At 70.0% G+C, this 19796-nt stretch carries 13 protein-coding genes and 3 pseudogenes; 11 read left to right on the top strand and 5 right to left on the bottom strand.

Annotation, left to right across the window (positions count from 1 at the left end; all coding sequences use genetic code 11):
* The first annotated feature begins 83 nt into the window (after positions 1–83).
* From ABXS69_RS00080 to ABXS69_RS00065, 4 genes and pseudogenes are all read left to right on the top strand, one after another.
* Complete coding sequence (locus tag ABXS69_RS00080) at positions 84–539, top strand: MerR family transcriptional regulator (protein ID WP_366181594.1); 456 nt, start codon at positions 84–86, stop codon at positions 537–539.
* A gap of 255 nt (positions 540–794) precedes the next feature.
* Positions 795–2327: pseudogene (locus ABXS69_RS00075) on the top strand (DUF262 domain-containing protein); the annotation flags it as partial.
* Between the two features lie 192 nt (positions 2328–2519).
* On the top strand, positions 2520–3212 hold the full coding sequence (locus tag ABXS69_RS00070; protein WP_366180617.1) for a HipA domain-containing protein: 693 nt from the start codon (positions 2520–2522) through the stop codon (positions 3210–3212).
* Positions 3213–3247: 35 nt separating this feature from the next.
* Complete coding sequence (locus ABXS69_RS00065) at positions 3248–5110, top strand: glycoside hydrolase family 13 protein (protein WP_366180616.1); 1863 nt, start codon at positions 3248–3250, stop codon at positions 5108–5110.
* 124 nt (positions 5111–5234) lie between these two features.
* Here ABXS69_RS00065 and ABXS69_RS00060 read toward each other — a convergent pair whose 3' ends face one another.
* Together ABXS69_RS00060 and ABXS69_RS00055 are read right to left on the bottom strand one after the other, a co-directional pair.
* On the bottom strand, positions 5235–6092 hold the full coding sequence (locus ABXS69_RS00060; RefSeq protein WP_366180615.1) for a polyphosphate polymerase domain-containing protein: 858 nt from the start codon (positions 6090–6092) through the stop codon (positions 5235–5237).
* Between the two features lie 62 nt (positions 6093–6154).
* The gene (locus tag ABXS69_RS00055) at positions 6155–6847 is read right to left on the bottom strand and encodes a DUF4956 domain-containing protein (RefSeq protein WP_366180614.1); all 693 of its coding nucleotides are present in this window, start codon (positions 6845–6847) and stop codon (positions 6155–6157) included.
* Between the two features lie 592 nt (positions 6848–7439).
* Between ABXS69_RS00055 and nrdH the strand changes: the two genes are divergently transcribed.
* The 3 genes and pseudogenes from nrdH (at position 7440) to nrdE (ending at position 10252) form a co-directional block, all read left to right on the top strand.
* A complete protein-coding gene (gene nrdH, locus ABXS69_RS00050) occupies positions 7440–7685 on the top strand; it encodes a glutaredoxin-like protein NrdH (RefSeq protein ID WP_366180613.1) in 246 nt (81 codons plus the stop codon).
* A 14-nt stretch (positions 7686–7699) separates the two neighbouring features.
* Entirely contained in the window at positions 7700–8110 is a 411-nt protein-coding gene (gene nrdI, locus ABXS69_RS00045) for a class Ib ribonucleoside-diphosphate reductase assembly flavoprotein NrdI (protein ID WP_366180612.1), read from the top strand.
* A pseudogene (gene nrdE, locus ABXS69_RS00040) lies at positions 8095–10252 on the top strand (class 1b ribonucleoside-diphosphate reductase subunit alpha). The gene nrdI and the pseudogene nrdE overlap by 16 nt, the downstream one beginning before the upstream one ends.
* Before the next feature lie 222 nt (positions 10253–10474).
* Here the strand turns inward: nrdE and ABXS69_RS00035 are convergent.
* Entirely contained in the window at positions 10475–11965 is a 1491-nt protein-coding gene (locus ABXS69_RS00035; protein WP_366180611.1) for an RNA-binding domain-containing protein, read from the bottom strand.
* Positions 11966–12140: 175 nt separating this feature from the next.
* Here ABXS69_RS00035 and ABXS69_RS00030 point away from each other — a divergent pair, with 175 nt between their 5' ends.
* Positions 12141–12731: a DUF1349 domain-containing protein gene (locus tag ABXS69_RS00030; protein WP_366180610.1), complete on the top strand. Its 591-nt coding sequence runs from the start codon at positions 12141–12143 to the stop codon at positions 12729–12731.
* 120 nt (positions 12732–12851) lie between these two features.
* Positions 12852–13967 (top strand): hypothetical protein, encoded by a 1116-nt coding sequence (locus tag ABXS69_RS00025; RefSeq protein ID WP_366180609.1) that lies wholly within the window; start codon positions 12852–12854, stop codon positions 13965–13967.
* A 5-nt stretch (positions 13968–13972) separates the two neighbouring features.
* On the opposite strand, the gene ABXS69_RS00020 is transcribed toward ABXS69_RS00025, so the two are convergent.
* Positions 13973–14293: a thiamine-binding protein gene (locus tag ABXS69_RS00020; RefSeq protein ID WP_073452474.1), complete on the bottom strand. Its 321-nt coding sequence runs from the start codon at positions 14291–14293 to the stop codon at positions 13973–13975.
* Positions 14294–14368: 75 nt separating this feature from the next.
* A pseudogene (locus ABXS69_RS00015) lies at positions 14369–15071 on the bottom strand (phosphoribulokinase).
* A 345-nt stretch (positions 15072–15416) separates the two neighbouring features.
* Here ABXS69_RS00015 and ABXS69_RS00010 point away from each other — a divergent pair.
* Both ABXS69_RS00010 and nrdF read left to right on the top strand, forming a co-directional pair.
* On the top strand, positions 15417–18611 hold the full coding sequence (locus ABXS69_RS00010) for a glycoside hydrolase family 2 TIM barrel-domain containing protein (RefSeq protein ID WP_366180608.1): 3195 nt from the start codon (positions 15417–15419) through the stop codon (positions 18609–18611).
* Positions 18612–18774: 163 nt separating this feature from the next.
* Positions 18775–19749, top strand: coding sequence for a class 1b ribonucleoside-diphosphate reductase subunit beta (gene nrdF / locus ABXS69_RS00005; RefSeq protein ID WP_366180601.1), 975 nt, complete (start codon positions 18775–18777; stop codon positions 19747–19749).
* The last annotated feature ends 47 nt before the right edge of the window (positions 19750–19796 follow it).

The raw sequence follows: 19796 nt of genomic DNA, 5'->3' as shown, positions 1-19796 counted from the left end.
CGAGGAGGTGGTGCTGTACACTGGCAGCATAGAAGTTGAAGTTAACTTCAAGTCAACCCCTGGAGGTGGTGGGCGTGGCTCTCATGATCGGAGAGGTGGCCAGGCGGCTCGGGGTGGCAACCTCGACCCTGCGCTACTACGAGTCGGAGGGGCTGCTCGCGGCTGTCGAACGCACCTCCGGCGGGCGCCGGCAGTTCTCCCAGCGGGATGTGGAGGCATGTCGTGTGATCGAGTGCCTGAAGCGCTCTGGACTCTCCATCAAGGAGATCAAGAACTTCATGGACATTGCAGCCGAGGGGGACGCATCTCTCGCAAGGCGGCTGGAGCTCTTTCGAGCCCGCAAGGAGAGCGTGCAGCGGGAGGTAGCGGAGCTGGAGCGCGTCGTGGCCGTCTTGGACTTCAAGATCTGGTATTACGAGCAGGCCGCTGAGGCGGGGGCTGAGAATCTGGTGCGGTCGCTACCTCTGGAGCAGATCCCTGAGCGGCACCGCCCTGCCCAGGCATATGTGGCCGGCGCCGATCTGAATGAGCCACTCTGAGTCGCAAGAGCTGGGCTGAGCTCGCCATGAGTTCCCCTGTGCCTGAACGTGGTGGAGGTCCGGTTCAACGCCTGGGGGTGAGAAGTGACCCGCGCGGTGCGTGGCCCATCGCCCGAAGATCATGTCGGCGCGGCCTGGCATCATGGGCGTATGGACGAGTCCTAGGCGCTCTCCCGTCCGGAGAGCTACACCATCCGCGAGCTGCACGCCCTCGTGCGCGCGGGGCGCATCCGTGTGCCTTAGTTCCAGCGCTCCTTCCGGTGGGAGGCCAAGGACGTCCTCGACTTACTCGACTCGCTCCTTCGAGGTTTCCCCGTGGGTAGCCTCCTGCTGTGGAAGCGGCCGGCCGAGGCCGCTCGCCTGCGGATCGGCGCGCTCGACGTAGATGCCCCGGAGGTGCCTGATGCCCTGTGGGTGGTCGACGGCCAGCAGCGCATCACGAGCCTCGTCAACGCGGTGGACCCGGACGGCGGCCGTGATCGACGCTTCGCCCTGGGGTGTTCCCTCAAGACCGGAAAGGTGGTGCGGCGGCGTGATCCAGAGGAGGACCTCGTGGTCCCCCTCCCCGACCTGTTCGACCTCGGCCGGGCGCTCGCCTGGCTGGGGGATCATCCGGAGGCGGCGGAGGCGGCCGACCGCCTTCAGAAGGCGGTCACCCGCCTGACTGGTGTGAAGATCGCGGCGACCATCATGGATGACGCTGACGAGAGCATCTTGAGGGAGGTCTTCGACCGCATCAACAATCGTGGCAAGCCGCTCAGCGACGCCGAGGTATTCGACGCGCTTCACGGCGGTCCGGGCAAGGGTCTGACGATTGAGGGTATACGGGCCTCTGTCGCCTCCCGCACGAGCTTCGGCCCGCTTCCCGTCGCCGCAGTCGTCCAGGCGCTCCTCGTGCGCCGGCACACGGATATCACCCGGGATCCGCACGGCGAGTTCTCCGAGTCCCGACGCCGGGTGAGCGACTTCCCAGGAGAGAGCGAGGAGGAGGCGTACCGGGGCACGGAGGCGGCGCTGCTCGCCGCTGTCCGCTTCCTCCAGGAGGAAGGCGTTCCGCACTGGACCTTCCTACCCTTCCGATTCCAGCTGCTGGTTCTCACCCGCTTCTTCGCTCTCTTCCCCAGCCCGCATGATCGCAACCTCGATTTGCTCGGCCGTTGGCTGTGGCGCACGAGCGTGGGCGCCGACGAGCTCGGGATCAGCGGATCGCAGAGCGACCTGCGGAGCATGGCCGCCTGCCTCGTGGCGGATCAGGAGTCGGACTCCGTCCAGCGCCTTCTCGCCGCTGCCCGCCTGGAGGATGAGGCGCCAGTGCCGGACGTGGACGTGTTCCGGGCCACCCGCGCCGACTCCAAGGTCATCGCCAGTGCGCTGTGGAGTCTTGAGCCCACCGATCTGCGCACAGGTGAGCCCATGACGGTTGAGGCCCTCGCGGACATGCTGGTGTCCAGTAGCACGCCGAGCGCCGCCCTCACGGAGCTCGTGCCCGCCGATGCCCTGGCCGAGGGCGTCTCAGTGGCGGCGAATCGGATGATCTCAGGGCTGGATCGACGGGACGTCATGGCGCTCCTCAGTGGCGGCGTCGAGCGCTTGGGCTCCCTCCTCCTGACCGAGGAGATCGTCGCGTGCCTGCAGAACAACGACGACGCAGAGGCGATCCGGCTTCGGCGCTGCCTTCTCGACGAGCATCTGCGCCGCTTCGTGGCTGTGCGGACCGCCTGCGACTACGAGGACTCCCCGCCATTGGATGCGATCCTCCACCCCGACGATCCCGCCGCTGCGGGGTGATACTCAGATGAAGGAAGAGATCTACGCGGTCGCTCTTCATGGACAGCGCGTGGGCGAGCTGCGGAGGCGGGGTGCCTTCACCAAGCTCGTCATGGATGCCGACTACTGGGACCGGCTCGGTCGGGGCGTGCTCGGGCAGTGGTTCGAGCAGCACCGACGGGCCCGCCCCCACGCGACGAACAGCGTCCCCGCATGGTTCTCCAAGCCAACGAGCACGCCACCATGTGCTTGGCCGGTCAGGTCGGCATCACCATTCCCGAGACCGCGCTGTGGGATCGCTCCTCCATCGATGATCTCGGTCCGGGGGCCTGGCCCGCTGGGGAGTCCCGGGCCTACGTCATCCGGCGCTTCGACCGCATTGAGCAGGGCCGCGTGCATATCGAGGACTTCGCCCAGGTTCTCGGGAAGCACGGCATCGGGGAGGGGAAGTACCGCTCCGCCGTGGAGATGACCGCCGCGATCGCCTATCGCGGCCACGACCGCGCCTCACTGCGGGAGCTCGTGCGCCGCACCGTCTTCAACCTCCTGGCGGGCAACGGGGACGCGCACCTGAAGAACTGGTCCCTCATCTATCCCGATCGCCGCACCGCCCGGCTCTCGCCCGCCTACGACCTCGTGTGCACCGCGTCCCACCTCCCCAACCCGGAGAACCCCGATCTCGCTCTCCCCTTCTTCGGCGAGAGGACTCTCGACGCTGTCACCCGGGGGCTCTTCGCCCGGTTGCAGAAGCAGCTCCGCGTCGGGGACGAGGACGTGCTCGACGTCGTCGATGAGACCGTTGAGCGCTTCCGCGAGGCCTGGGCCGCTGGTCCCGACATGCCCGACGCCGTGGCCGCCTGGATCGCTGAGCACCTGGACCCCACCTCGCGGCGGCTCTCAGCGTGAGGTCGGCGGCGCCGGGCTCGTGGCATCATCGCCCCGTGAGCACCCCGGCCCCCGCCGACGCCTCGACCGCATCGGCCCCCGACCCCGACTGGTGGCGCGACGCCGTCGTCTACCAGATCTACCCCCGCTCCTTCGCCGACGCCGACGGCAATGGTGTCGGGGACCTGGCCGGTATCACTGACCGCGCCCCCTACCTGGGCTCCCTCGGAATCGACGCCGTCTGGCTGTCCCCCTTCTACCCCTCGGCCCTGGCCGACGGCGGCTACGACGTCGACGACCACCGCGACGTCGCCCCCGAGATCGGCACTCTGGCGGACTTCGACCGCATGGTCGCCGCCCTCGCCACCCACGGCATCCGCGTCATGGTGGACCTCGTCCCCAACCACACCTCGAACCGCCACCCCTGGTTCCGCGCGGCCCTCGCCGGCGGCCTCGACGCCCCCGAGCGCGACCTCTACCACGTGCGCCCCGGGACCGGGGAGGACGGCGCCGAGCCCCCCAACGACTGGATGTCCATGTTCGGCGGCCCCGCCTGGGAGCGCATCGAGGACACCGGCCCGGACGGCCGTCCCCTCACCGGCCCCGGGACGGCCCGCCCCTATCAGTGGTACCTCCACATGTTCGCCCCCGAGCAGCCCGACCTCAACTGGGACCACCCCCAGGTGCGCGCCGACTTCCTGGCCACCCTGCGCTTCTGGGCCGACCGTGGCGTCGCCGGCTTCCGTGTCGACGTCGCGCCCGGCCTGGTCAAGGACCTGACCGAGCCCTTCCGCCCATTCGAGCGCATCCCCTGGTGGCCCCTCCCGGCCGACGGCTCCCACCCCCTGTTCGACCGCGACGCCGTCCACGCCATCTACTGCGACTGGCGCGCCCTCCTCGAGGCCTACGACCCGCCGCGCTTCGCCGTCGCCGAGGCGGGGGTCCGGCCCTCGCGCCGCGCCGCCTACGCCGCCAGCCTCGGCCAGGCCTTCAACTTCCAGCTCCAGGACGCCGACTTCACCGCCGCCTCCTTCCGCTGGGCCATCGAGGCGGGCCTTGCGGACCTGGCCGCCACCGGCTCCACCACCTGGGTGCTCGGCTGCCACGACGCCCCGCGCGTCGCCACCCGCCTCGGCTTCGACCTCGCCGACGACGACGCCCCCGGGGACTCCGACCCCGACTACCTCGGTGGGGTCGGCCAGCGCATCGCCCGGCGCTGGCTCACGAACGACGGCGCCGCCCCCGCCTGCGACGCCGCCCTGGGCCGCCGCCGCGCCCGCGCCGCCGCGATGGTCGAGATGGCCCTGCCCGGCTCCATGTACATCTACCAGGGCGACGAGCTCGGCCTGCCGGAGGTCCCCGATATCCCCGAGGACCGCCTCGCCGACCCCATCGCCCGACGCATGAGGGACAAGGAGAAGGGCCGTGACGGCTGCCGCGTCCCCCTGCCCTGGACCTCCGGGGGCGGCTCCTACGGCTTCGGCCCGGACGGCGGCGCCAAGCCCCACCTGCCACAGCCCGAAGGGTGGGGCGCCTTCGCCGTCGAGACCCAGGAGGCCCAGGCCGCCCAGCCGGCCGACGGCGGGAGGGGGCTGGGGGCAGCCTCCCCCGCCGCGCCCGCCTCCATGCTCTCCCTCTACCGCGCCGGCCTCGCCCTGCGGCGCAGCGCCTGGGCGAGGGCGGGCGACGAGCTGCGCTGGTTGGAGGCCGGCAACGGCGCCCTCGCCTTCGCCCGGGGCGCTCTCCAATGCTGGATCGCCTTCGAGGGGCCCGTCGCCCTGCCCGACGGCGACATCCTCCTCGCCTCCGCGCCCCTTCAGAGCCCCGTCTCCCCCGCGTCTCCCGGCGCGCGCGACGGCGCCGACGAGCAGGTGATCCTGCCCGCCGACGCCGCCGCCTGGATCCGAGTCCCCTCCTGAGAGGGGCCCCAGCCCCCGCTGCCGGGAGCTGCCGGGGTGCTCCCCGGGCCCCGCCATCAGGGCCGCAACGCCTCCGCCCGCTCGGCGGATGGCGCGGCTACGAAAATGCGGGGGCCGGTCGCGGTCAGCGCTCGGAGCCGCCCGCGCCGGCCAGGTCGTTCTTGATAACCCGGTGCCACTTATTGGCGGGCAGGTCGCGATTGAGGAGGGCCAGGCCGGTGGCGTACTTCGAGATCTTGACCGGCCGGTGCCCCAGGCCCCAGAGGAAGCGGTCGGCGGGCGACGGCGTCCCGGGGCTCTTCGTCTCGATGATCGCCTGCGGTCCCGCGGGCCGGTCGGCTCCACGGGCCGCGCCCGTGGCCGAGTGCGGGGAGGCCCACATGGGCGTCCAGGACAGGCGCGTGTCGATGGTGGAGCGCGCCTCCGCCTGCGGCAGGTGAAGGGTGGTGCGCTCGTAGGTGGTGCCCATGACGGGCGTGAGCGCGACGGCAGTCCGCTCGGCCTCGTCCCGCGCGCGGCACACGCCCGAGCCGAGCAGGAGCTCGGCGATGAACGCGCGCCCCTCCGGGGTGAGGCGGTCGGCGTCGTCGAGGGCCCACGGGATGCGCTCCTTGATGGTGGCGCCGCGGGGCCCCCGGGTCTTGACCTCGAGGAAGCACAGGTCGGAGTCGAGGTAGGAGCGGGTGCGCACCTTGAAGCGCCGCCTGCGCTTGCGGGCCGTGAGGTGATACGCGGCGAGATCGGGGGTGTCGAAATAGGTCGAGGTGTAGGCGAAGGATCGCTGCCCCTTGATCTCCAGCGCCCGGGACCTGCCCGCGATCCCCGAGGCGAGCGCGTCCAGAAGGCTCTGCGCCGCCTCGATGGGCACGATGTACTTGCGGTCCATGCGGGTCAGGAGGTCCGCGGTGTCGTTGAGCTCGTCGAGGCTGATCGCATCGAGGGCCCCCGTGCTCAGGGCCGGACGCGTGGCTGCGGCGGTCATGATCCTCTCCTTTCAGGGGCGTGGCGGCGGGGTGGGTGCGCTCAGTGCGGGGCGGTGGGGCGTCACTCCCCGGTCGCGCCGGTCGCAGCGGTGAGATGGAACGGCGCTCCGACGGGCGCGCCCGCGGGGGCCTGCGGGCTGGTCATGGGGGCGGCGGTCCCCACGGGCCCGGTCCAGCCGCTCAGGTGGGCCGTGGCCGCGCCGGAGCGGGGAAGGGTGTAGCGGACGTCCACGAGCGTCGTGTCATCGACGAGGTCGAGGCTCTGCACGGTGAGGCTGCGGACGGTGCCGCCCAGGAGCGCCTCCAGGTGGGCCTTGAGCTCGGCCTCGTTGGGGATGGCGCGGTCCACCGTGACGATCCGGTGGCGGTTGCGCCCCAGGAGCGCGGGGTGGTCGCCGATCCACAGGGAGACGACGACGAGCGCCATGAGGGCGGCGACCATCGCCAGTGACGCGGTCTGGATGCCGCCGAGGAGGCCGAGAGCCAGCGCCGCGAAGAAGTAGGCGACCTCGTGCTGCTCCAGCTCGGTGGAGCGCAGGCGGATGATGGAGAGAACGCCGAAGAGGCCCAGCCCCAGGCCGGCGGCCACAGACGCCGTCGAGAGCAGGAGGGTGACCGCCAGGACGCCGATGTTGACGCCGATGTACGCGGCGACGAGGTCTTTGCGGTGGTGCCGGCGGGAGTAGAGGGCGCCCACGAGGATGCTGAGCGCGGTGATGTCTGCAGCCATGTAGGCGAGGGACAGAGCGGTCATGAGAATAACTCCTAAGTACGGAAACTGCTGATGACTAGCGAAATTCCATGATCCCATGGGGAACCTGTGAGAACCATGAGAGCGCGCATCGGATCCGCTCCACGGGCCGGGGCCGCGATGGGCCCGGCCCGAGCCGTGGGGCACGGGAGGGGCGACACGCCGACGCCGCACTGCGGCGTAGATGACTTTTCGATCTCGATCCCCAGGGTGGGGAGGAGCCGGGCGCGCGGCGCCTCCCGCGGCTGTGGCTAACGCCCCCGGATTCGTGTCAGACCCCCGCGGCAGCATGGTGGCGCGGGTTCGAAGGGGTCGGGCCCCATCGACGCCGGAGCTGTCGGGCGGTGTCGTCCACCGGCTGTCCACAGGCCCCGGCCCGCTGTCCACAGGGAGGAGGAGTGCTATGCACAGCAGCGTGGTGGACACATCATCTTGGGGCGGTGGACCATCTCCACCCCTAGGGGTAGTGTTCAGAACTGCGAGGGACCCGTGCCCTCCCGAGAATGACAACCGTGTGGTTACGCCCGTGAAACCTCCTCATCGCAGCGAGGCCGGGGCGGCCGCAGGGGGCTCCGACCAAGAGGAAGGCCCAGCCATGCCGATCACCGTCTACAGCAAGCCCAACTGCTTCCAGTGCACCGCGACCTACCGCGCCCTGGACAAGGCCGGCCTGTCCTACAGCACGGTGGACATCTCCGTCGACGCCGAGGCCCTCGCTCAGGTCAAGTCCCTCGGCTACGCCCAGGCCCCTGTCGTCATCGCCGGTGGGGAGCACTGGTCCGGCTTCCGCCCGGACAAGATCAAGGGCCTCGTCGCGGCCGCTGAGGCCGTCGCCATCTGAGGTGGCGGCGAGTCGTGCCTGACGCGCCCCTCCTCGTCTACTTCTCCTCCGTCTCGGAGAACACGCATCGCTTCGTCGGGAGGCTCGGCTTCCCGACGAAGCGGATCCCCCTCCTTCCCAAGGAGTCCCCCCTGAGGGTCGACGACGAGTACGTCCTCGTCGTGCCGACCTACGGTGGTGGCGTCGTGAAGGGGGCGGTGCCCAAGCAGGTCATCCGCTTCCTCAACGACGAGCACAACCGATCCCTGTGCCGCGGCGTCATCGCGTCTGGCAATACCAACTTCGGCGAGGCCTACGGCCTCGCCGGGGATATCATCGCCAGCAAGCTCGGGGTGCCCTACCTGTACCGGTACGAGCTGCTCGGCACGCCCACCGACGTCGATCGCGTCGCACAAGGATTGGAACAGTTTTGGCAGACACGCTGACGGACACCGGTCTGGAGCCCTCCGGGGCCCCCGAGCTCGACTATCACGCGCTCAACGCGAAGCTCAACCTCTACGACGCGAACGGCAACATCCAGTTCGACGCCGATCACGCCGCCGCGCGCCAGTACTTCCTCCAGCACGTCAACCAGAACACAGTGTTCTTCCACGACCTCGAGGAGAAGCTTCGAGTACCTCACCGAGGAGGGCTACTACGAGAAGCACATCCTCGACAAGTACGCCCCGGCCTTCGTCAAGGGCGCCTTCAAGGCCGCCTACGCCCACAAGTTCCGCTTCGAGACCTTCCTGGGCGCTTTCAAGTACTACACCTCGTACACGCTCAAGACCTTCGACGGCAAGCGGTACCTGGAGCGCTTCGAGGACCGCGTCACGATGGTGGCCCTCGCCCTGGCCGACGGCGACGAGCAGCTCGCCCTCGACCTCATCGACGAGATGATGACCGGCCGCTTCCAGCCGGCCACCCCCACCTTCCTCAACGAGGGCAAGGCCCAGCGCGGTGAGCCCGTCTCCTGCTTCCTCGTGCGCATCGAGGACAACATGGAGTCCATCGCCCGCGGCATCAACTCCGCCCTCCAGCTGTCCAAGCGCGGTGGTGGCGTCGCCCTGCTGCTGACCAACCTGCGTGAGATGGGCGCTCCCATCAAGCGGATCGAGAACCAGTCCAGTGGCGTCATCCCCGTCATGAAGCTCCTGGAGGACTCCTTCTCCTACGCCAACCAGCTCGGCGCTCGCCAGGGCGCGGGCGCGGTCTATCTGCACGCGCACCACCCGGACATCATGCGGTTCCTGGACACCAAGCGCGAGAACGCCGATGAGAAGATCCGCATCAAGACCCTCTCGCTCGGCGTCGTCATCCCGGACATCACCTTCGAGCTCGCCAAGAACAATGAGGACATGTACCTGTTCTCCCCTTACGACGTCGAGCGCGTCTACGGGGTGCCCTTCTCGGATATCAATGTCACCGAGAAGTACCGCGAGATGGTGGACGACGGCCGGATCAAGAAGAAGAAGGTCAACGCCCGCGTCTTCTTCCAGACGCTGGCCGAGATCCAATTCGAATCCGGCTATCCGTATGTCATGTTCGAGGACACGGTCAACAAGGCCAACCCCATCAAGGGCAAGGTCGTCATGTCGAACCTGTGCTCCGAGATCCTGCAGGTCTCCGAGGCCAGTCGGCTCAACGAGGACCTCTCATACGCCCATGTCGGCAAGGACATCTCCTGCAACCTGGGCTCCCTCAACATCGCCAAGACCATGGACTCCCCGGACTTCGCGCGCACCATCCGCACGGCGGTGCGCGGGCTGACCGCCGTCTCAGACCAGACCCACCTGCCCAGCGTTCCCTCGATCGACCGCGGTAACCACGAGTCCCACGCCATCGGCCTGGGCCAGATGAACCTGCACGGCTTCCTGGCGCGCGAGTCCATCTTCTACGGCAGCGAGGAGGGACTGGACTTCACCAACGTCTACTTCGCCTCGGTCCTCTTCGCGGCCCTGGACGCCTCCTGCGACCTGGCGATCGAGCGGGGCCAGACCTTCGTGGGCTTCGAGGACTCCGCCTACGCCAGTGGTGAGTTCTTCACCAAGTACACCACCCAGGACTTCCTCCCCGTCACGGAGAAGGTCAAGGCCATCTTCGACGCCTCCAGCGTGCGCGTGCCCACCCGCGAGGACTGGGCGCGCCTGGCGGCCAAGGTCAAGGAGCACGGCCTGTACAACCGCAATCTCCAGGCGGTGCCGCCCACCGGATCGATCTCCTACATCAACGGCTCGACCTCCTCGATCCACCCGATCGTGGCGAAGATCGAGATCCGCAAGGAGGGCAAGATCGGGCGCGTCTACTACCCGGCGCCCTACATGACGAATGACAACCTGGAGTATTACCAGGACGCCTATGAGATCGGCCCGGAGAAGATCATCGACACCTACGCCGCGGCCACGCAGCACGTCGACCAGGGCCTGAGCCTCACGCTGTTCTTCCCCGACACCGCGACCACCCGCGACGTCAACCGCGCCCAGATCTACGCGTGGCGCAAGGGCATCAAGACGCTCTACTACATCCGCCTGCGCCAGGCCGCCCTCGAGGGAACCGAGGTCCAGGGCTGCGTGAGCTGCATGCTGTGAGCAGCCCTCAGGGCTGAAACGAGCGTTGAGCCCAGCCCGGCCTTCTGCGGGCCGACCTCGATCGCGATCGTGCGGCGGCGCGATCGTGCGGCGGTCCGCCGCGCCACGAGGAGGCTGATGCGGCGCGGTGCTCGAGGCACTGACGCAACCGACCGTTATCTCGCGACGAGGGCCAGTTATCTGATGGCGGAGGGCAGATATCTTAAAAATCTGCCAGTTATCTCATACCGGTTCGCGAGTGGTGACGGGGGCCGGCCGGGGTGCCAGGGCGTAGCGCGTGCCACGTCGCTGGCCCGTCTGGACCGCCAGTCCGCGGGCGACGAGGTCCTTGAGATCGGCTCGGGCGGCGGTCGAGTCCACCCCGGCGAGGCGTCGGTAGTCGCCGTTGGTCATGGGGCCGGTTGAGCGCATGCGCAGCAGGGCCTCCCGCTGCGTTCTGCTGAGTCCCGCCGTCTCGATGGTGCCCAGCCACTCCAGGTCTCCGTGCGGGTACAAGGCGTGGTTGGGGAACCTGACCGTGAAGCGCAGCCCGTTGTCGATGAAGTGCGGGGGCTCGAGGCCTGCCTCGGCCAGCGCCTGGCGCGTTGCGAGGATGCCGGTGCCCATGGCTTCGATGACGCGATGGTCCTGCCCGCCAACGTGCCGGCATATGCCGTACAGGAACTCGTTGACGGCGCTCTTGCCGTCCGGTGTGCCGAGCTGGTCGACGCTCAGCCCCCACAGGCCCCCAGGGCTGGTGAGCACCATCCCCTTGTGTGTCAGCCGCAGCTCGACACCGCGTCCTGCCGTGGCCTCCGACAGGTCGCGGTGAACGAGGGCGTTGGCCACGACCTCCCGCACGGCGACGAGCGGGATGGAGAACTCGGCGCTGGAGCGGCCGTCGGTGCTCACAACCAGGGTGCTGGAGACGTTCTGAGCCACCCACTCGATGGCCCCGTCGAGGATCATGGGCAGTGGACCGGTGAAGTCCTTGCGGTTCGTCGCACGGCGGGTCGTGTCGGCATCCTGGCCGAGGTCGACCGCCGCGGTGAGGCTGAGATGTGGAAGGTGCTGCTGCGGGTAGGTGCCCAGCGCGTAGAGCCCGGCGACTGTCGCCTCGCCGGAGCGCGTGAGGGCGTTCATCCGCAGGAGGATCTCGGCGTCGTGAGCGTCCTGGAGGGCGGGGGTGGAGCGTCTGACAGAGGCGGCGAAGTCGCTGACGGCGGTGGGGCTCAGGTCGTCGATGCTCGTGCCTGGGACGATGGCCCTGTCGTCACGGGGGCGTTCGTGGCGTCGGAGCAGCTGCTGCTGCTCGTGGAGGGACATCGTGTAGTCGCCGTCGTACTGGCGCATGTAGGCCCTGCCCTGCCACGTCACCGGCTTGTGGTTGACAGCGGCCTCCTCCACGTTGACGGCCACGACGGCGGTGCGGCCCAGGTGGATGGTCTCGGTGTGGACTGTCAGGGGCGGCGTGAACGCCTTGCGGGCGAGGCTCGTGACGCGTTGGGCGTAGCCGTGCGGGTCGTCGACGCCCACGAGGGGGTTGTCGCGGCGCTCATCCACCCCCAGCAGGACGACGCCTCCCCCGGGCAGGTTCGCCAGCGAGCACAGCGACGGGCCAAGGCTGTCCCGGGAGAACTGGGAGAAGGTCTTGGCCTCGATGCTGAGGGAGTCGCCCTGGTCCAGGGCCAGGCGCGCCAGCGCTCCCTGAAGCTCCTCCGGTGTCGTGATCACGTCCCCATGTTATCTCACGGACAGGGTAGTTATCTCATGGCGGAGGGTAGTTATCTTAAAAATCTGCCAGTTATCTCATACTTGGGGGCGTTATCTCATGCGCGGGCCTGGGGGCTCCCCGAGGCCGACGGCGGCGTCGCGACGGCGGTGGGCGCGCGCCCGGTAGGTTGGCGCCATGACTCGGATCGCTTGGGACCAGGGCCGCTGGACGCACGAGCCGGCGCATGTCGAGGCGAGCGGCAGCGGCCTCCTCGTCACCGCCGTCGAGGGCTCGGACGCCTGGCGGATCACCTCCTACGGATTCATCCACGACTCCGAGCACGCCCTGCTCGCCGTCTTCCCCGATGACTGCGCCGTCGAGGTCGAGTTCACTGCCGCTTTCCGCGAGCAGTTCGACCAGGCGGGCGTCTTCGTGCGCCTCGACGACGAGCACTGGGTCAAGGCCGGCGTCGAGTACGCCGATGGCGCGTGCCAGGTGGGCGCCGTCGTCACCAGCGGCTCCTCGGACTGGTCCGTCGCCCCCGTGCCCCTGTGGCGCGATCACAGGGTGCTCGTTCGGGTCTCCCGCAGCGGCGACGCCATGACCGTGCGGGCGGGGCTCGTTGGCGCCGACGGCGCAGCCGACCTGCGGCTCGTGCGAGTCCTTCCGATCCCCGCGGGCGCCGCGGCCGAAGCGGGCCCCCTCGTGTGCTCCCCGACCCGCGCGGGCCTGACCGTGCCGATTCACGCCTGGAGGCTCACCGAGCCCGATGCCTCCCTGCACTGAGCGCGAGCCAATTCCGCCGCCTCGGCCGCTCCCAGCGCGGGCGCGCGGCCCCCGCCCCGAGGGCGGCGGTGGGCATCGCGCCCCATCGCCGTCGTCGCGTCCAGTGGGCACCATGTCGTCATGGATGCCCCGATCCGCCGACGCCCGGTCTCCTGGACCACCCTCATCGCCGCGGCCCTCGTGGTCGCGCTCGCGGCTCTCGTCGTCAGCACCTGTGGGCCCGGTGGGACCCCGGACGACCCCTTCGAGGACCACGAGATGTCCTTCGACTGGAGGTCGGCCCCGGCCGCCGCCGACTCGTCGCCGGGGCGGGTGCCTGATCAGACGATGGGCCAGGCCCTCGAGGACGTCCTGGCCGAGCACACGGACGAGCTCACCTTCTTCCGCGTCCGAAGCTCTGGAGGATCCTCCATCTCCTTCAGCGCGCGCCTGGTCCCGCGCGAGGACCTGAGCACCGACGACGTCCTCTCCCTCGTCGACGACGTCCAGACCGCCTTCGCCCAGAACCTGCCTCGCGAGGCGGTGGGTGAGAACCCGAGCGACAGAGCGGTCCTCAAGGTCCTCGTCGAGATCACGGGCGTGACGGACGTGCCCACGGCCCTGGAGATCTTCAGCTCCGGGGAGCCCAGTGACCACGACGCCGAGGCGCGGTTCATCGACGCCGTGCGGAGCGTGGACACCCGCGGCGCCGAGAGCGCCGTCCTGGCCTCGCTGGGAGTCCTCGCCCTGACGTATCCTGACGAGGACTCCCTGCACGCTGGGATGGTTGCCGTCGCTGCTGCTCCGCCCACCGACGTGAGCGCCGTCGCCTTCCTCACCGAGACACGGCGGTGGAACGTCGACGTCATTCTTCAGCCTGGGGACCCGGCGCCCGAGGCCCTGCCGGGCATGGTGGGCAGGATCCTGGACGCCCACGACCCGTGGATCCCGCAGCTCGCCAACGAGCTCGAGCTCGACATGCATGGCCGCGCCCTGACGGTGAGCAATCTTCCCGGTGACGAGGAGGGGCCTGACGCGGACACGGCCGTTGACATCCTGCGCGCCGCCGACGACTGCGGCCGGACCCCTGTCATCCTGCACGCGGGTGACGCCACCCACCCGACCGGGTACGTCGCCTACACCTGCGCGGGCGGGCACCTGGAGGTCAACGAGAATGCCTCGCTCAGCAGCGCCTTCACCAAGCCCGTCAACAACACCCGGCTGGCCGCGGAGCTGCTGGAGAAGGCGCGCCGGTAACCGGCTCAGCCGACGTCGTCGAGCCCCCGGCGCAGGTGCTCCTCCACCCGCTCGACCTTCGCGGTCAACTGGCCGGTGAAGCCCGGCCGGATGTCCGCCTTGAGGACGAGGCTGACGCGTGGGCTCACCTCGCCCACGGCCTCGCAGGCGCGCTTGACCACCGCCATGCACTCGTCCCACTCGCCCTCCAGGGTGGTGAACATCGACGTCGTCTCGCATGGCAGGCCCGAATCCCGGCACACGCGCACAGCGCGGGCGACAGCCGCGGACAGCGACCCGTCGGGGTCGTCGGTGGTGGACGGGGACACGGAGAAGGCCACGAGCATGAGGCCAGCGTAAGCCGCTGCCCAGCGGGAGGGACCGGTCTCGATCGTCATATCGACCGGTTTCGACGCTGTTTTCTACCGGTCTCGGTGGGAGGACGGGGCGCAGGTCCAGAGCTCGTCGCACCGGGGGGCGCTGGCCTCCACCAGCGCGGCGTTGGGAAGATCGACGACGCGCACCCAGTGCGCCGCGGCCGCGCGGTCCCGCCCGAAGCGCATATGCCGCGCCACGAGCCTGGCGGCCAGCTCCTCGGGCCCCACCGCCAGCATGATGAGCAGGTCGATGCGCTCACGCGCGGCCTGCCAGCCGCCGTCCCCCAGCGCCAGGTAATTCCCCTCCGTGACGACGACACCGCCCCCGGACACCCGTGTGCCCGCGGCCACCGGCTCGTGCAAGTCGCGCCGGTACACCGGCGCCAGCACCTCCTCGCCGCGCCGCACCCGGTCCAGGGCCGCCAGGTAGCCGCCCACATCGAAGGTGTCCGGAGCGCCCTTGCGCCCATGGCGCCCCAGCTCGTCGAGCACCGCGTTGGACATGTGGAAGCCATCCATCGGCACCTCGCCCGCCAGCGCCCCCCGCCTTGGCCAGGAGCCCCGTCAGCTCGCGCGCCGCCGTCGACTTCCCGGATCCCGGAGCCCCGGTGAGCCCTACGACCACGCGCCCGCCCGGATCGCGCTCGACCTGCCGCGCCAGGCGCTCGGCCAGGTCGGCGACGAGCTCGGCGGCGGTTCCTCCGCGGGTGATCGGCGGGGCACTGGAGGCGTCGGCCTTGGGGGGCATGACTCGATTGTTCTCACGCCGATGGTGCGCCCGCAAGCCCCTGCCGGGCCCGCCCTTCGCCCGCCCGCGCGCTCGGGGGCGCCATCTCGTCATCCGCGCGCCCCGCGGCCGTCACCTCGGGGTCGGCGACCAGGCGCAGGCCCGCTCGGCACCCGGACGCCGCGCTCCAGTCCCCGGGCAGCGGCCCGGGCGGACATCGCCGGGCCCGATGCGCGGGCGCGAGCCGGTCATTCTCTTGCCTGCATCGCGGATCACATTTGCGATAACGTCAACGTTGAGGAACTCGGGCGGGCCGCATCGGAGCGGCCCGGCCTCAACGCCGCCAGTCGCAGGAGGCCGCAAGCGATGATCATCCCCCGGCACTATGAGGACCTTGGCGTCCTCCATGAGAACACCCTCCCCGCCCGCTCCTACTACGTCCCGGCCTCCACCTCGCCCGACCCCAGCCCCTGGAGGCGGCAGGACTCCGACCGCTTCCAGCTCCTGTCGGGCACCTGGCGCTTCGCCTACCTGCCGTCGGTCCACGACCTCTCCGTCCCCTTCTGGGAGGGTGAGGCCGCCCTCGGCGCAGAAGCCTCCTCCGCCCTCGACTTCGCCGAGGTGCCCGTGCCCAGCACCTGGCAGCACACCGGCTACGACCACCACCAGTACACGAACGTCCGCTACCCCATCCCCTTCGACCCGCCCCGCGTCCCCCAGGACAACCCCTGTGGCGCCTACCTGCGGGAATTCGACTACGTCCCCATTCCCGAGGCCCCCTGCGCGCACCTCGTCCTTGAGGGCGTCGACTCCTGCTTCTACGTCTGGCTCAACGGCGCCTACGTCGGCTACAGCCAGGTCTCCCACGCCACGAGCGAGTTCGACGTCACCGAGCACATCCGCCCCGGCGCCAACCGCCTCGCCGTCCTCGTCCTGAAGTGGTGCGACGGCACCTACATGGAGGACCAGGACAAGTTCCGCACCAGTGGCATCTTCCGCGACGTCTACCTCCTGGCCCGCCCGCGCGCCTCCCTCCTCGACTACGCCGTCACCACCACCCTCGGTGATGGGGGCGCCGCCGACGCCCCCGCCGCCGTCGAGATCCGGGCCTCCTACCGGGGCGGGGCCGTCCCCACCAGGGCGGTGCTCACGGACCGCGACGGCGTTAAGGTCGTCTCGGGCGCCCTCGAGCCCGACGCCGCCCCGGCGGCGGGCGCCACGGTCGCTGAGGCGACCGACGGCCAGGCCGACGCCCCCTACACCCACCGGCTGCGGCTGGAGGTCCCCCACCCGCATCCCTGGACCGCGGAGGACCCCTACCTGTACACCCTCACCCTCATCACTCCCGGCGAGTCCATCGCCGACCGCGTCGGCCTGAGGGAGGTCAGCGCCGACGGCGCCGTCGTGCGCCTCAACGGGCGGCCCATCACCCTGCGCGGCGTCAACCGCCATGACTCCGATCCCGTCACCGGGCCCGCCATCGACCTCGCCCATATGCGGCGCGACCTGCGGCTCATGAAGGAGCACAACATCAACGCGGTGCGCTCCTCCCACTACCCGAACGACCCCCGCTTCTACCAGCTCTGCGATGAGTACGGCCTCTACGTCATGTCCGAGGCGGACAACGAGAGCCATGGCGCCCAGGCCCGCTTCCTCGCCGACCCCTCCTGGGACAACCGGGTCGAGCGCTGGAACGAGCCCATCGCCGACAATCCCGAATGGATCGGGGCCACCGTCGACCGCATGCGCCTGTGCGTCCACCGGGAGAAGAACCGCCCCAGCGTCATCGCCTGGTCCGCCGGCAACGAGTGCGCCTACGGATGCGCTTTCGAAGCGGCGCTGGCCTGGGTCAAGGGCTTCGACCCCACGCGCCTGACCCACTACGAGAGCGCCTTCCACCGCGGTTCCAGGCGCGCCTACGACTACTCCGATCTCGACCTCTACTCGCGGATGTACCCCGGCCTCGACGAGATCCGCGCCTACCTCGACTCCGATCCGGACAAGCCCTTCCTCCTCGTGGAGTACTCCCACGCCATGGGCAATGGCCCCGGCGACCTCGAGGACTACTGGGAGATCATCCGGGCCGATGAGCGCATGTGCGGCGGATTCGTCTGGGAGTGGTGCGATCACGCCGTCGCCGCCGGCACCGCCCCGGACGGGCGCGCCATCTACCTCTACGGTGGGGACAGCGGCGAGCGGGTCCATGACGGCAACTTCTGCGTGGACGGCCTCGTCTCTCCGCATCGCGTGCCCCACTCCGGGCTCGCCGAGCTCAAGAACGTCCAGCGCCCCGCGCGCGTGGTCTCCTACGACGCCGAGACCGGCGCCCTCACCCTGCGCAACGAGCTCGACCACACCGACCTGGCCTCCTACGCCCGCGTGACCTACGAGCTCACCCGCGACGGCGAGAGCCTGGCCAGCGGGGACGTCCCCTTGACGGCGCCCATCCCGCCCCACGGCGAGGCCTCCCTCCCGCTGCCCCTGAGCATCCCGGACACCGGGCGCTGCCACCTTCTCATCACCTACCGCCTCGCCCGCGACGAGCCCCTTCTCCGCGCCGGCCACGAGCTCGGATTCGATGAGGTCGCCCTGCCCGGCGCGGATCGCCGCCACCGAGCGGTGGCTGCCCTGGATGAGCGTCCCGCCCCCCAGGGCCCCGTGACCGCCACGCGGAGCGGGGCGCGGATCGACGTCGTCGCCCCCGGGCTCACCTGCTCCTTCGACACGCGCACCGCCCTGCCCACGAGCATCCGCGCTGGCTCTGCCGAGCTCCTGGACCGCCCGGCCGAGCTCATCATCTGGCGCGCCCCCACGGACAACGACCGTCATATCCGCGCCGAATGGGAGCGAGCCGGCTACCACTGGGCGACGGCGCGCGCCGAGGGCCTGCGGGTCGTGGAGCCCACCGAGGAGGGCCGCGTGGTCCTGAGCGGTGAGATCTCCATGGCCGCCCCCGCCCTCCAGCCCGCCCTGCGCGGCACCATCACCTGGACCGTCCGGGCCGACGGCGATATCGACCTCTCGCTCGAGATGAGCCGCACCGAGGGCTTCCCCGCCCTGCCGCGCCTGGGCCTGCGGCTCTTCCTCCCAGCGGGGCTGGACCGGGTCTCCTACTACGGCCTGGGTCCCGGCGGGGCCTACGTCGACAAGCGCCGCGCCAGCCGCCACGGCGAGTTCACCGCCGCCCTGCACGAGCTGCACGAGGATCACATCAAGCCCCAGGAGAACGGCAGTCACGCCGACTGCGACTACGTCGCCGTCGTCAGCGGCGATGGGGAGGGAGGGCTGGCGCCCGGTGGGCGGCGCCCCGGCCTGACCGCCATCGGCCGCAGCCCCTTCTCCTTCAACGCCTCCCCCTACACCGTGGAGGAGCTGGCGGCCCGCCGCCACAACACCGAGCTCGTCGAGTGCGGCTCCACGGTCCTCACCCTCGACGCCGCCATGGCGGGCATCGGGTCGAACAGCTGCGGGCCCGTCCTCGCCGAGCGCTACCGGGTGGCCGAGCGCGACCTCGCCCTGGCCCTCACCCTCCGCCCGAGCCGCGAGGAGGGCCGGCGATGAGCGCGCCGAGCCCTCAGGGCTCATCGGCCGCAGCCGCACCGGTGAGCGCATCGACGGCCTCATGCTCCCCTGCGCCTCCCCGGGGGTGAGGGGCGGGCTCGCCGCCGCTAGCATGGGCCCACTGCGGCCGGCCCGCGGGCGCTCACCCCTTTCGGAGGAACCCATGCGCGAGCCCATCAAGCTCATCGACCGCGTTCAGGCGATCAACTGGAACCGGCTCGTCGACGACAAGGACCTTGAGGTCTGGGACCGCCTCACCGGGAACTTCTGGCTGCCCGAGAAGGTGCCGCTGTCCAACGACATCCAGTCCTGGGCCACCCTGACCGAGGCCGAGAAGAACATGACCACCCGCGTGTTCACCGGCCTGACCCTGCTGGACACCATCCAGGGAACCGTCGGCGCCGTCTCCCTCATCCCGGACGCCCGCACCCCCCATGAGGAGGCCGTGCTGACGAACATCGCCTTCATGGAGTCCGTGCACGCGCGCTCCTACTCCTCGATCTTCTCCACCCTCATCTCGACGGCGGAGATCGATGAGGCCTTCCGCTGGAGCGAGGAGAACGCGAACCTCCAGCGCAAGGCGCGCATCATCCTCGACTACTACCGCGGCGACGACCCGGAGAAGAGGAAGGTCGCCTCCACCATGCTGGAGTCCTTCCTCTTCTACTCCGGCTTCTACGCCCCCATGTACTGGTCCAGCCACGCCAAGCTCACCAACACCGCGGACCTCATCCGCCTCATCATCCGCGACGAGGCCGTCCACGGCTACTACATCGGCTACAAGTACCAGCTCGCCGTGCGCGAGTCCTCCCCGGAGCGCCAGGCCGAGCTGCGCGAGTACACCCTCGACCTGCTCATGGAGCTCTACGACAACGAGGAGCAGTACACCGAGGACCTCTACGACGAGCTGGGCCTGACCGAGGACGTCAAGAAGTTCCTGCGCTACAACGCCAACAAGGCCCTCATGAACCTGGGCTACGAGGCCCTCTTCCCCGCCGACGCCGTCGACGTCAACCCTGCGATCATCGCCTCCCTGTCGCCCAACGCGGACGAGAACCACGACTTCTTCTCCGGCTCCGGCTCCTCCTACGTGATGGGCACCGCCGAGGCCACCGAGGATGCCGACTGGGACTTCTGAGCCCGTGGGGGGGGGCGGGCGCGCCCGTGAGGCCCCGGCCGACGGCG

Origin of the sequence: Actinomyces timonensis (genome assembly GCF_040702965.1) — a bacterium.
Lineage (GTDB): Bacteria > Actinomycetota > Actinomycetes > Actinomycetales > Actinomycetaceae > Actinomyces > Actinomyces timonensis_A.
The sequence above is the reverse complement of the archived record's forward strand: the minus strand, read 5'-3'. Positions and strand labels throughout refer to the sequence as shown.